The organism is Variovorax sp. Varisp36, from assembly GCF_047304235.1.
Classification (GTDB): domain Bacteria; phylum Pseudomonadota; class Gammaproteobacteria; order Burkholderiales; family Burkholderiaceae_C; genus Variovorax.
Genome location: NZ_JBGLYU010000001.1, coordinates 179,570 through 191,554, shown reverse-complemented (window position 1 = coordinate 191,554; position 11,985 = coordinate 179,570). Strand labels below are relative to the sequence as shown.

11 protein-coding genes are annotated in these 11,985 nt (G+C 69.1%); 2 read left to right on the top strand and 9 right to left on the bottom strand.

Annotated elements, in window-relative coordinates:
* Positions 1-15: 15 nt before the first annotated feature.
* The 3 genes from ACCD11_RS00970 to ACCD11_RS00960 all read right to left on the bottom strand — a co-directional run bounded on the left by ACCD11_RS00970 (position 16) and on the right by ACCD11_RS00960 (position 3,304).
* Positions 16-1,245 (bottom strand): SAM-dependent methyltransferase, encoded by a 1,230-nt coding sequence (locus tag ACCD11_RS00970; protein WP_007832176.1) that lies wholly within the window; start codon positions 1,243-1,245, stop codon positions 16-18.
* A gap of 91 nt (positions 1,246-1,336) precedes the next feature.
* A complete protein-coding gene (locus tag ACCD11_RS00965; protein WP_413311780.1) occupies positions 1,337-2,278 on the bottom strand; it encodes a cation diffusion facilitator family transporter in 942 nt (313 codons plus the stop codon).
* 33 nt (positions 2,279-2,311) lie between these two features.
* Positions 2,312-3,304: an AraC family transcriptional regulator gene (locus ACCD11_RS00960; RefSeq protein WP_042673222.1), complete on the bottom strand. Its 993-nt coding sequence runs from the start codon at positions 3,302-3,304 to the stop codon at positions 2,312-2,314.
* A gap of 240 nt (positions 3,305-3,544) precedes the next feature.
* Here ACCD11_RS00960 and ACCD11_RS00955 point away from each other — a divergent pair, with 240 nt between their 5' ends.
* On the top strand, positions 3,545-4,597 hold the full coding sequence (locus ACCD11_RS00955) for an aldo/keto reductase (protein ID WP_007832178.1): 1,053 nt from the start codon (positions 3,545-3,547) through the stop codon (positions 4,595-4,597).
* On the opposite strand, the gene bioD is transcribed toward ACCD11_RS00955, so the two are convergent.
* The 4 genes from bioD to ACCD11_RS00935 all read right to left on the bottom strand — a co-directional run bounded on the left by bioD (position 4,580) and on the right by ACCD11_RS00935 (position 8,557).
* Entirely contained in the window at positions 4,580-5,308 is a 729-nt protein-coding gene (bioD, locus tag ACCD11_RS00950) for a dethiobiotin synthase (protein WP_413311778.1), read from the bottom strand. The genes ACCD11_RS00955 and bioD overlap by 18 nt on opposite strands.
* Positions 5,305-6,537 (bottom strand): 8-amino-7-oxononanoate synthase, encoded by a 1,233-nt coding sequence (gene bioF, locus ACCD11_RS00945; RefSeq protein WP_413311776.1) that lies wholly within the window; start codon positions 6,535-6,537, stop codon positions 5,305-5,307. Before bioF ends, bioD begins: the two co-directional genes overlap by 4 nt.
* Entirely contained in the window at positions 6,521-7,909 is a 1,389-nt protein-coding gene (locus tag ACCD11_RS00940) for an adenosylmethionine--8-amino-7-oxononanoate transaminase (RefSeq protein ID WP_413311774.1), read from the bottom strand. Before ACCD11_RS00940 ends, bioF begins: the two co-directional genes overlap by 17 nt.
* Before the next feature lie 336 nt (positions 7,910-8,245).
* A complete protein-coding gene (locus tag ACCD11_RS00935) occupies positions 8,246-8,557 on the bottom strand; it encodes a plasmid stabilization protein (RefSeq protein ID WP_413311772.1) in 312 nt (103 codons plus the stop codon).
* Between the two features lie 230 nt (positions 8,558-8,787).
* Between ACCD11_RS00935 and ACCD11_RS00930 the strand changes: the two genes are divergently transcribed.
* Positions 8,788-9,000, top strand: a complete 213-nt coding sequence (locus tag ACCD11_RS00930; RefSeq protein ID WP_413311770.1) for a hypothetical protein — start codon at positions 8,788-8,790, stop codon at positions 8,998-9,000.
* A gap of 9 nt (positions 9,001-9,009) precedes the next feature.
* On the opposite strand, the gene ACCD11_RS00925 is transcribed toward ACCD11_RS00930, so the two are convergent.
* Positions 9,010-9,630 (bottom strand): alpha-ketoglutarate-dependent dioxygenase AlkB, encoded by a 621-nt coding sequence (locus tag ACCD11_RS00925; RefSeq protein ID WP_413311768.1) that lies wholly within the window; start codon positions 9,628-9,630, stop codon positions 9,010-9,012.
* Positions 9,617-11,944 carry an ATP-dependent DNA helicase gene (locus ACCD11_RS00920; protein WP_413311766.1) on the bottom strand — a complete coding sequence of 776 codons (2,328 nt, stop codon included), beginning with the start codon at positions 11,942-11,944 and terminating at the stop codon, positions 9,617-9,619. The genes ACCD11_RS00925 and ACCD11_RS00920 overlap by 14 nt, the downstream gene beginning before the upstream one ends.
* Between the last annotated feature and the right edge of the window lie 41 nt (positions 11,945-11,985).

Below are 11,985 nucleotides of genomic sequence, written 5' to 3'. Positions count from 1 at the left end.
TCCGGCGCTCAAGCTCTAGGGGCTTCCGAACGAGGTGCCGTCGTAGATATAGCGGCGCGACCACGGCAGCGTGTTCGCCGGCCGCCCTGCCTTGCGGCCCACGACCTGGTAGATGGCCACGTCGTCGTTCTCGAAGGCATAGGCGCAGCCCGCGAGGTAGATGCGCCAGATACGGAATTTTTCTTCGTCGACGAACGCGCGCGCCTTCTCGCTGTTGGCTTCGTAGGCGTCGCTCCAGCAGCGCAGCGTGCGCACATAGTGGCGGCGCAGGTTCTCCACGTCGAAGGCTTCGAGGCCGCCCTGCTGCATGGCCTGCAGCGCGAGGCTGATGTGCGGCAGCTCGCCGTTGGGGAACACGTAGCGGTCGATGAAGTCGCCGCCGCCGTACGACATGCCGCCGCCGGCGGGGTCGGACGAGGTGATGCCGTGGTTCATCACCACGCCGTCGTCTGCAAGCAGCTCCTGCACGCGCCTGAAGTACGCAGGCAGGTTCCTGCGGCCCACGTGCTCGAACATGCCGACGCTGGTGATGCGGTCGAACCGGCCGGTCACGTCGCGGTAGTCCTGCAGGCGGATCTCGATGCGGTCCTGCAGGCCGGCGGCCTTCACGCGTTCGGTCGCCAGCTCCAGCTGGTTCCGAGAGAGCGTCACCCCCACGCAGCGCGCGCCGAACTTCTGCGCCGCACGGATCGCCAGAGCGCCCCAGCCGCAGCCGATGTCGAGCAGCGTCTGGCCCGGCTTCAGTTCGATCTTGGTGAGGATGTGGTCTATCTTCTTCAGTTGCGCAGTGGCCAAGTCCTCGTCGCCGTTCTCGAAGTAGGCGCATGAATAGACCATGTTCGGATCGAGCCACAGCCGATAGAACTCGTTGGAGACGTCGTAGTGGTACTGGACGGACTTCCTGTCCGACGACCTCGTGTGCGCGAAATGGCGCGCCATGTTCCGCAGCGCCCCGCCGTGCTTGTCGATCGACGTCCTGGCGAGGCCGTAGGCGATGTCGATGACGTCGCTGAGCTTGCCCTCGATGTCGATCTTGCTCTTGACGTAGGCCTCGCCGAGGTTGTCGAGCGTGGGATGCAGCATCAGCGGCAGCGCGGCGGGCGTCTTCACGTGCAGCGTGACCGAGGGCCCGCTGAAGGTGCCGAAGTCGTAGGACTGGCCGTCCCACAAGGTAAGCCGCACAGGCAGGTTGGCGCGTTCGCGGACCACGTCGCTCCATCGTGCCAGCTTCTTTTGCCAAAGCATGCATTACTCCGTGTTGCTGCAGCGAACAAAACAATAGCGAAATTCCGCGAAACCTGCATGGCAGGGGCAACGCGCGAAACCGCGGCAGGTGCTATCGGGCGCCGCCCGTCCTATCGGCGTGGGCATCGCCTCCGGGCGCGTCGCTCGCCTCGACGAAGATCCGCCTGATCATGGGGAAGCGCGCGCGCACCTGCTTCTCGATCGCCGCGATGGCATCGGCCGCGTCCCCGGTGGGCGTGTCGTCCTTGAAGTCGACATCGACGACCACGAGCACCTCGTCGGGGCCGACGTACATCGAAAGCACTCGGCCCACGCCTTCCACGCTGGGCTGCTCCATCACCACCGCACGGATCGCCTTTGCGGTTTCCGGGCGCACGCCCTCCCCGATCAGCAGCCCGCGCGACTGCGCGATGAGCAACACTGCCACGCCCGCGAGCAGCACGCCGATGACGACCGAGGCCACGCCGTCGAGCACCGGCATGTCCAGTGCATGGCTGGACCAGATGCCCAGCGCGGCCACCGCCAGTCCCACCAGCGCGGCCGAGTCTTCGGCCAGCACGGTATAGGTGGTCGGGTCCTTGCTGCGGTCGAGCGCCTCCCAGAACGGCACGCCGCGGGCCTGCGCGCGGAACTGCCTCAATGCGACGAGGAAGCTCGTGCCCTCGAACAGCGCCGCCGCCGCAAGCACCACGTAATTCCATGTCGGGTCGCGCATCGGCTCGGGCTGGCGGATGTGCTGGATGCCTTCGTAGAACGACACGCCGCCGCCCAGCCCGAAGATCAGCACCGCGACGATGAGACTCCAGAAGTACAGCTCCTTGCCGTGCCCGAACGGGTGCTCGGCGGTCGCGGGCCGCTTGCTCAGGCGCAGGCCCACCAGCAGCAGCACGCCGTTGAAGGTGTCGACTGCCGAGTGGATGCCTTCCGACAGCATGGCCGAGCTGCCGGTGATGCCCGCGACGATGAACTTGGTGACCGCGATCGCCACGTTGGCGCCGATGGCGCCATAGATGGCGATCTTCGAATCAGCCATGCGGCGCCGCGCCGGCCATGCAGCCCGTCCGGTTCACGCAGCCTCCATCGAGGCCGCCCCCATCGCGTCGTTGCCCGCCTCGCCGAGCCAGCGGCGCTTGTCGCGCAGCGGCGGCGCGCCGAACATGCGGCCGTACTCGCGTGCGAATTGCGACGGGCTTTCGTAGCCCACGTTGTGCGCGGCGCTCGCCACGTCGGCGCCGGCGATCAGCATCTGCCGGCGCGCCTCCTGCAGGCGCAGCTGCTTCTGGTACTGCAGCGGGCTCATCGCGGTGACGGCCTTGAAGTGGTGATGGAACGACGACACGCTCATGTGCACCGCCCGCGCCATGTCTTCCACCCGCAGCGACTGCGCGTAGTTGACGCGCAGCGCGCTGATGGCTTTCGCGATGCGCTGGGTGTGGCTGTCCTGCAGCGCGATCTGCCGCAGCCGCGCGCCCTCGCCGTTGACCAGCAGGCGGTACATGATCTCGCGCTTGATGAGCGGCGCCATGATCGGCACGTCTTCCGGCGTATCGAGCAGCCGCAGCAGGCGCAGCACGGGTTCGAGCACCGGCATGGCAATGCGGTTGACGTACATGCCGCGCGAGGCTGGCGCATTGGCCTTGGCGGGCAGCTTCTCGTCGCCGATGAGCTCGCCGATTTCGTCGAGGGCCAGTTCCAGCCGCACGCCGAGGTAAGGCTCCTTCTCGCTCGTCACGCACACCTGGCCGCACACCGGCAGGTCGACCGAGGTGACGAGGTAGTGCATCGGGTCGTACACGTAGATGTCGTCGCCCACGATGATCCGCTTGGAACCCTGCGCGATCAGGCCCAGCGCCGGAGACGCGAAGGCGTGCTTGGGGCCTTCGGGCTTGCTGATGCAGAACACCTGCAGGCCGGGCACGGCGGTGATGACGGTGCCGTCCTGCCCGCGCGTGATGTGCTCGATCAGCGCCACCAGTTCCTTGCGGGCTTCGTCGAGTTCGGGCTCCAGCGGCATCGGCTGGGCGATGACGGCGGCGATTTCGGGTGTTTCGTCGGACATGTTCGAGGCCTTGTCATGGTTGGGGGCCAAAGGGGCGGCCACCATGGAGGAATGAGCGGTTCGAAGCTTAGCGCTCCTCCATCGGATTCGCACGCGCCACGCGGGAGGTCTGGAGAATCAGGCAAATACTTTGCAGGAACGCACTCGCCATGGGCCAGGCGCCGGCGGGATACTTTTCCGCAGTCGCCCGGGCTTGTCGGCCCCTTTCGGCGCCTGCCTCCAACGCAAAGGAACCTCTCCATGCAATACCGCAAATTCGGCCGCACCGGCCTCCTGGTTTCCGAACTGTGCCTCGGCACCATGACCTTCGGCGGCTCCTCCGGCATCTGGGGCCAGATCGGCAACCTGCAGCAGTCGGAGGCCGAAGGGCTGGTCGGCCGCGCGCTCGACGCCGGCATCAACTTCATCGACACGGCGGACGTGTACTCCGAAGGGCAGTCGGAAGTCATCACCGGCCAGGCGCTGAAGAACCTCAAGGTGCCGCGCGACAGTTTCGTGCTGGCCACCAAGGTGCTCGGCGAAACCGGCAGCAAGGGCGTCAACTCCGCGGGCGCCTCGCGCTTCCACATCATGGACGGTGTCAAGGCCAGCCTGCAGCGCCTGCAGCTCGACCACATCGACCTGTACCAGATCCACGGCTTCGACCCCATCACGCCCATCGAGGAAACCGTGCACGCGCTCGACAACCTCGTGCGCCAGGGCCACGTGCGCTACGTGGGCGTGTCGAACTGGGCGGCCTGGCAGATCGCGAAGGCGCTGGGCATCGCCGAGCGCGACCGGCTCGCGCGCTTCGAGTCGCTGCAGGCCTACTACACCATCGCCGGGCGCGACCTGGAACGCGAGCTGGCGCCCATGCTGCGCAGCGAAAACGTCGGCCTGATGGTCTGGAGCCCGCTCGCGGGCGGCCTGCTGAGCGGCAAGTACGGCCGCGACACGCAGGCGGAAAAAGGCAGCCGCCGCACCACCTTCGACTTTCCGCCGGTGAACGTCGAGCGCGCCTACGACTGCATCGACGTGATGCGCCAGCTGGCCGAAGCGCGCAAGGTTTCGGTCGCGCAGATCGCGCTGGCGTGGCTGCTGCACCAGCAGGTGGTGACCAGCGTGATCGTCGGTGCCAAGCGCGCCGAGCAGCTGGACGACAACATCGCCGCCACGGCCATCAAGCTCACGGGCGACGAGCTGGCCGCGCTGGACAAGGTGAGCGCGCTGCCGGCCGAGTACCCGGGCTGGATGCTGGAGCGCCAGGGCGGCGTGCGAGCCAAGCGGCTCGTCGAATCAGGCCAGCGCGGCTGATTCCTCCGCCGCGGCACGGCGCGCGGCATGGGCCGCCGTCGCGCGCAGTGCACGCAAGTCGATGTGGCGCGCGGCCTGCGCGGCGCCGGGTTGCTGCAGATGCGGCACCACGCCGAGCAGCGGCGCGCCGAGCCGGGCACGCAGCGCCTGCAGGTTGGCTTGCGGCGCCAGCATCGAGGGATCGACAACGCTCGCCACCCAGCCCGCCAGCACGAGGCCCCGCGCGCGAACCGCCTCGGCGCTCAGCAGCGCATGGTTGAGGCAACCCAGCCGCAGGCCGACCACGAGGATCACGGGCAGGCCCAGCGCCACAGCGAGGTCGGCGCTGTCGAGGTCGTCGCCGAACGGCACGCAGAAGCCACCGACGCCTTCGACCACCACGGCATCGGCGCGCGCCGAGAGTTCCGCGAAGGCCGAGAGCATCGGCCGCAGCGTGATGTGCACGCCCTCTTCCCTGGCCGCCAGGTGCGGCGACATCGGCGCGCGCAGCAGGTACGGGCTGCGCAGCGCCAGTGGCGCGTCGACGTTGCCGGCCGCGCGCAGCTGCTCCACGTCTTCGTTGCGCCATTCGCCGTCGCGTTCTTCGAGCCCTGCGGCCACCGGCTTCATGCCGACCGCGCGCAGGCCGGAGCCGGCCAGCAGGCTCAGCATGGCGCTGCTGACCAGCGTCTTGCCGATGCCCGTGTCTGTGCCGGTGACGAACCAGTTCATGCGGCCTCCTTCCAGGGCTGCGCCAGCGCATCGCCCAATGCATCGACGAGCCGGGCGACGTCGGCTTCGCCGTGGCTGGCCGACAGCGCGATGCGCAGCCGCGCGGTGCCGGCGGGCACGGTCGGCGGGCGGATCGCGCCGACGCGCAGGCCGCGGGCATCGAGCTGCGCCATGGTGCGCATCGCGCGCGCGTTGTCGCCGACGATCAGCGGCTGGATCGCGGTGGGCGACTCGGGCAGCCATGCGCTGCCGTCCGCTGGCAGCACGGCGGTCAGGCCCCGGCGCAATTGCGCGATGCGTTCCCGCAGCCGTGAACGGCGTTCGGCGCCCTCCTCGCCCTCGATCAGCGCCAGACTCGCGAGCAGCGCGTGCGCGATGGCCGGCGGTGCGGCCGTGGTGAAGATGTACGGCCGCGCGCGCTGCACCAGGTAGTCGACGACGGTGCGATGCGCCGCCACGAAGGCGCCCGACACGCCCGCGGCCTTGCCCAGCGTGCCGATCAGCACCAGCCGCTCCGAGCGCAAGCCCATGGCTTCGAGCACGCCGCGCCCCGTGGCGCCGAGCACGCCGAAGCCGTGCGCGTCGTCGATCACCAGCCAGGCATCGTGCCGCTCGGCCAGCGCGAGCAGTTCGGCCACGGGTGCGATGTGGCCGTCCATGCTGAACACTGCATCGCTGACGATGAGCTTCACGGGCGCGTCGCAGGCGGCGAGCTGCGCGTCGAGCGCGGCCACGCCGCAGTGCGGATAGCGCTCGACGCGCGCCTTGGCCAGCCGGGCGCCGTCGATCAGCGAGGCATGGTTGAGTGCTTCCGAGAAGATGACCGCCTCGGCGCCGCCGAGCGCCGACAGCACGGCGAGGTTGGCCATGTAGCCCGTGCAGAAGAACAGGCTCCGCGCTTCGGGGATGAAAAGTGTCATCCACTCGGCGAGCCGCTCCTCGAGCTGCGCGTGGGCGCGCGAGTGGCCAAGGATCAGGTGCGAACCACCGCTGCCCGTGCCGTACAGCGCGGCGCCTTCGGCCCATGCCTTCGCCAACGCGGGGTGCGCGGCAAGACCGAGGTAGTCGTTGCTGCTGAAGCCGAGCATGGTGCGCGGCGCGGTGGCGCCGGCCAGCGTGAGGATCTGCTCGGGCGCGCAGGCGGTTTCGGCGATCTGCCGGCGGCGGCGCAGCGACTGCGCGTCGAGCGCGTGGATCTCGCCCTGCAGGCGGTCAAGCAAGCGCGACATCGCGGGCTCCTTCTTCCTGGTTCGTGGCCATGACGGCTTTCAGCGTGGCCAGCGTGCCGTCGACCAGCTGATCGATCTCGCCGTCGCCGATCGTGTACGGCGGCATGAGGTACACGGTGTTGCCGATCGGCCGCATCAGCAGCCCGTGCGCGCGCGCCGCCAGGTGAAAGCGTTCGGCGAAACGCGCGCCCGGCTCGCGCACGTCGAAGGCCGTGATCATTCCGCGCTGCCGCAGATGATCGACCGCCTGCCCTGCAAGCCCGCCGCGCAAGTGCCGCAGCAGGCGCGCGGCACGGCCGCGGTTGCATTGCAGCGCATCCTCGCTCTCGAAAAGATCCAGCGTGGCAATTGCCGCGCGGCAGGCCAGTGCATTGCCGGTGTAGGAATGCGAATGCAGGAAGCTGCGCGCCGCGTCGTCGTCGACGAAGCCTTCGTAGATGGCGTCGCGCGTCATCACCAGCGCCAGCGGCAGGTAGCCGCCGCTGATGCCTTTCGACAGGCACAGGAAGTCGGGCCAGATGCCGGCCTGCTCGCACGCGAAGAAGCTGCCGGTGCGCCCGCAGCCCACCGCGATCTCGTCGGCGATGAGGTGCACCCCATGGCGATCGCACAGGGCGCGCAGCCGACGCAGGTACTCGGGGTCGTGCATCGCCATGCCGGTGGCGCATTGCACCAGCGGCTCGACGATCACTGCGGCGATGGTGTCGTGCTGCTCGGCCAGCAGCGCTTCGAGCTCGGCGGCGGCGCGGCGCGCGACGGCGGCCGCGTCCTCGCCGGGCCGGGCGTTGCGCGCATCCGGCGAGGCGACGAGGTGTGCATCAGCGAGCAAGGGCGCATAGGCATCGCGGAACACCGGCACGTCGGTCACGTGCAAGGCGCCCAGGGTCTCGCCGTGGTAGCCCCGCTTCAGCGCCACGAAGCGCCGCTTCCCGCCGCGCCCGGCGTTGCGCCAGGCATGAAAGCTCATCTTCAGCGCGATCTCCACGGCCGAGGCGCCGTCGGACGCGTAGAAGCAATGGCCGAGCGCGTGGCCCGTCAGCGCGGACAGGCGCTCGGCCAGTTCCACCGCCGGCGCGTGCGTGCAGCCCGCGAGCATCACGTGCGACAGCTTGTCGAGCTGGTCCTTGAGCGCGGCGTTGATCGCCGGATGCGCATGGCCGAAGAGGTTGACCCACCACGAGCTGGTGGCATCCATGTAGCGGCGGCCTTCGGCGTCGAAGAGCCACACGCCGTCGCCGCGCGCAATGGGCAGCGGCGGCACCGCTTCGAGGCGGATGCTCTGCGTACAGGGATGCCAGACATGGCGCCGGCTGCGTTGCTGCCAGCGTGCATTGGCATCGGAGCCAGGGGAAGAAGCTGTGGTGATGGGCACTCGCGCGGTCCTTTCGTGAAGGGCAAGGCGCGGGATCGTATCGACGCGTCGAAGGCGCGGCAAACGACGAAAACGGCGGCGGAATGACCGCCGGTTGCCCGATGTTGGACGGCATAGAAGCCGCGTTCGGCGCAGCGTCGCCGAACAAGCCGGCAACCCGCGTCCACCGCCGGGTGGCGGGAAATCGCAAGTCGTCCGGCTGGCGCCAGAAACAGGTCAGGAATGTCCGGTTTTCGCGGCTTCCCGAGGAGAAATCCGATTTTCGGACATGCCCGATGGCTGGTTTCAGGAGGCCGCGGAACTCGCACGTTCAGGCCGGGTTCCTCTTCACCCCGCTCAGCCGCGCTTTTCGGCGTTGCGCTTGCGCGTGGCGGCGGCCTTCTTCGCCGAGGCCGAGCGTTCGGCCGCGGTGCGATGGGCGGCGGCAGCGCCGCCCAGGCGCCCGCCCTTGCGCGAGGGGCCGTGGTTCTCCGCCTTGCCGCGGCCGGAACCCGACTTCTTGCCGCCGCCTGTCTCGGCGTTCACCGTGGCCCAGGCGCGGCGCTCGGCCTCGCCCTTGCCCACACCGCGGTGCTCGTAGCCCTCTTCGATGTGTTCGGCCTTTCGCTTCTGCTTGTCCGTGTAGGACGACTTGTCGCCTCTTGGCATGGCATTGCTCCTGCGGGTTGAGAAGCCCCCCATGCTGGGCGCACGGCGCGCGCAAGGGGTAAGAAGACGCACGCGCTGCGCGTCAGCGAAATCTGTCTTCCACCCCATGGCGTGCGTCGACCGGCTGCCGCGCGGCTTGGACGACGCACGGGGTCGGTCCGTTCCCACAGGCATCCTCCATCGGCCGCAGGACAAATGGATGTCTTGTCCACCCCTACCCAGGAAGCCCCATGACGAGCCACAGGCAGCACCCGAAACACAACCCCGACGCCATCACCACCGACGAGCACGACACCGTGCCCACGCAGCACAACAAGGCGGGCAATCAGCCCACCACGCCAAGGAACGAGCCGCGCCGCACGCCGGAAAGCCGGCACGACCGCGAGAGTCACGTCGGCGCAGGCAACCAGCTGCAGGCGCGCCGCGGCGGCGGCACGCGATGACGGCCGCGATCACGGCCCAGGCGATCTTCTTCGCGTGCGCAGCGTGATCGAATAGCGCAATGCCTCGGTCGGCGCGATGGCGTGCTGCCACGCCCACCGTGCCGGACCGCGCAGCATGTAGATCGAGCGCGGCTCGACAAGAAACTCCAGCGTGCTCGGTCGCGAGGCCGCCGCGCCGGGCGCATACGGCCTGAACTGCATGACTGCATCGCCGAGCAGCGAGATGCCGACGATGTCCTCGAAGTCCGGTACGTCGCGGTGCCAGCCGAGCGGCGTGCCAGGCCGGTATTCGGCGATGAGCATGTGGGTGAGGTCTTCGGGCGCGAGGCCGGCCCATGCGGCCGCCTTGGCCCGCAGCGGGTGCAATGCCTCGGGCAGCGGCGGGCCGGGCTTGAGGCGGTTGGTGTCGAAGTCGTAGCTGCCGCCGAAGCTGGTGCCGCGCCGCCGCGCCGTGTATTCCTTGTAGCGCATCTCCCTGAGCGGCAGGCCCTGGACGATGTGCAGCAACGCCGCCTCTTCTTCGGGCGACAGGAACCCGCTTTCATAGCGCAGCCCCTCGATGGCGGCCACGGGCGCCTCGCCGAAGAGGTCAGGCTGGCCGGCGTGTTCGAGGCGTCTAGCTGCGCGCATCTTCTTCATCGCCTCCGCCCAGTTGCACATGCCACCAGCGCGGCAGCAGCTCCCGGATTTCTGCACGCGCGAAGCGGTCGTCGAGCAGGTGCAGCACGCCACGGTCCTGTTCGGTGCGGATCACGCGGCCGGCCGCCTGCACCACCTTCTGCAGGCCCGGGTACAGGTAGGTGTACTCGTAGCCCTTGCCGAAGCGCGTCTGCATGCGCTCGCGCGTGATCTCGTTGAGTTCGTTGTACTGCGGCAGGCCCAGGCTGGCCACGAAGGCGCCGATCAGGCGGCTTCCCGGCAGGTCGATGCCCTCGCCGAACGCGCCGCCAAGCACCGCAAAGCCGATGCCTTGCCCGCCCTCCTCGAAGCGCGCGATGAAGCCGTGGCGGTCGGCCTCGCGCATGCCGCGCGTCTGCGCCCACACCGGCACGCCAGGATGCCGCAGCGAGAAGGCGGCGCAGGCTTTCTCGAGGTAGTCGAAGCTGCTGAAGAAGGCCAGGTAGTTGCCGGGCAGCCGCTCGAACTGCGCGCCGATGATGTCCGCCACGTTGCGCAGCGACCCCGCACGGTCGCGGAAGCGCGTCGACACATGCATCGCCACCTCGACGCGCAGCTGCTGGCTGTTGAAGGGCGAAGCCACGTCGAGCAGCGCGGTGCCTTCGGGCAGGCCGAGCGCATCGCGGTAGAACTCGAAGGGCGACAGCGTGCCCGAGAAGCAGGTGACCGACACCGCATCGCCGAAGCGCGCCTCCAGGAATGGCGCCGGCACGAGGTTGCGAATGGCGAGGCCGCGATCCTGCTGCGCCGCACCCAGCGTGCGCTCGAACACCGAGTGGTCGCCGAAGGCCTCGGCCAGCCGGGCGAAGTGCAGCGCGTCGAAGAAGAAGCGCTGCAGCGGCCCCTGCGAAGCATCGGGCGTGGCGGCGAAGTACTCGGCCATGGCGGTGTTGGCAGCCTGCAGGGTGCGCAGGAAGCGCTCGGGAATCTCGTCGCCGGTTTCGTAGTCGGCCACCTGGGCCTGCTGCACCGTGTCCCATTCGCGGAACAGCCGGGCCAGCGGATCGCGCAGCGCGGCCGGCGCGACTCGGTGCGCCTCTTCGAGCGCCGCGCCTTCGAGCTGCGCGGTGTACATGCCGCGCGAGCGCTCCAGCAGGTTGTGGGCCTCGTCCACCAGCACGGCCACGCGCCAGTCGGCGTCGCGCATGGTGGCGTAGAGGAAGGCGCTGCTGTCGAAGTAATAGTTGTAGTCACCGACGATGGCGTCGGCCCAGTGCGCCATTTCCTGCGCGAGGAAATAGGGACACACCTCGTGCACGAGCGCGATGTGGCGCAAGGCTTCGCGGTCGAGCCACGCCACCTGCGCGGCCTGCTCGCGTGCGGCTGGCAGGCGGTCGTAGAAGCCCCTGGCGAGCGGGCAGGCATCGCCGTGGCAGGCGCGGTCGGGGTATTCGCAGACCTTCTCGCGGGCGGCGAGTTCGAGCACGCGCAGCCGGCCCTGGCCCTGCCCCCTGTCGAGCACGCGCAGCGCGTCGAGCGCCACCGGGCGGCCGGAGGTCTTGGCGGTGAGGAAGAACACCTTGTCGATCCTGCGCGCGGCGCGGGCCTTGAGCAGCGGGAAGATGGTGGCCAGCGTCTTGCCGATGCCCGTGGGTGCCTGCGTCATGAGGCAGCGCCCGCCCATGGCCGCGCGGTAGACGGCCCCGGCCAGTTCGCGCTGGCCCGTGCGGAAGTTGCGGTGCGGAAATTCGAGCCGGGCCAATGTTTCGTCGAGCGCGGCGCGGTGGCCGGCTTCACTCACGGCCCAGGCGCTGTAGCGCCCGCACAGCAGTTCGAAGTGCTCCCGCAGCGCTTCGCGGGTGTGATGCTCTTCGAGCACCGTCTCGTCGCCGGTGGCGAGGTCGAGGTACACCAGCGCCACCGTCATTTCGTCGTGGCCGTCCAGCTCGCACAGCATCCAGCCGTAGGTGCGGGCCTGCGCCCAGTGCAGCGCGCGGTGGTTGCCACGGATGGCGTCGAAGTCGCCGCGGAAGGTTTTTATCTCTTCGACGCGGGCCTTGCGCGCTTCATAACCGTCGGCCCGGCCGCGCACCCGGACCGCACCGCAAGTGGCTTCGAGCCCGACTTCGCAGGCGTAGTGCTCGGGATCGCGCCGGTGCTGCACCAGCGCGTGGCCTGCCATGCCTTCGAGCGCGCTGGGCGCGGGCACGAACCGCAGGTCGAGGTCGCCCGCCTTCGCACCGAAGGCGCACAGGGCCTTGACGGAAACGACATGTGCGGCAACGGTGGCCGCGTCATTCTGCGGGTTGGAGGGTGTGGCGCCCATCTGGCAATGCTGTATGAATTCACAGTATAGCCACAGGGGTG

Bases quoted from the DNA above. Each gene is read 5' to 3' on its own strand.
- ACCD11_RS00970 (WP_007832176.1), bottom strand. From the start codon at position 1,245: ATGCTTTGGCAAAAGAAGCTGGCACGATGGAGCGACGTGGTCCGCGAA.
- ACCD11_RS00965 (WP_413311780.1), bottom strand. From the start codon at position 2,278: ATGGCTGATTCGAAGATCGCCATCTATGGCGCCATCGGCGCCAACGTG.
- ACCD11_RS00960 (WP_042673222.1), bottom strand. From the start codon at position 3,304: ATGTCCGACGAAACACCCGAAATCGCCGCCGTCATCGCCCAGCCGATG.
- ACCD11_RS00955 (WP_007832178.1), top strand. From the start codon at position 3,545: ATGCAATACCGCAAATTCGGCCGCACCGGCCTCCTGGTTTCCGAACTG.
- bioD (WP_413311778.1), bottom strand. From the start codon at position 5,308: ATGAACTGGTTCGTCACCGGCACAGACACGGGCATCGGCAAGACGCTG.
- bioF (WP_413311776.1), bottom strand. From the start codon at position 6,537: ATGTCGCGCTTGCTTGACCGCCTGCAGGGCGAGATCCACGCGCTCGAC.
- ACCD11_RS00935 (WP_413311772.1), bottom strand. From the start codon at position 8,557: ATGCCAAGAGGCGACAAGTCGTCCTACACGGACAAGCAGAAGCGAAAG.
- ACCD11_RS00930 (WP_413311770.1), top strand. From the start codon at position 8,788: ATGACGAGCCACAGGCAGCACCCGAAACACAACCCCGACGCCATCACC.
- ACCD11_RS00925 (WP_413311768.1), bottom strand. From the start codon at position 9,630: ATGCGCGCAGCTAGACGCCTCGAACACGCCGGCCAGCCTGACCTCTTC.
- ACCD11_RS00920 (WP_413311766.1), bottom strand. From the start codon at position 11,944: ATGGGCGCCACACCCTCCAACCCGCAGAATGACGCGGCCACCGTTGCC.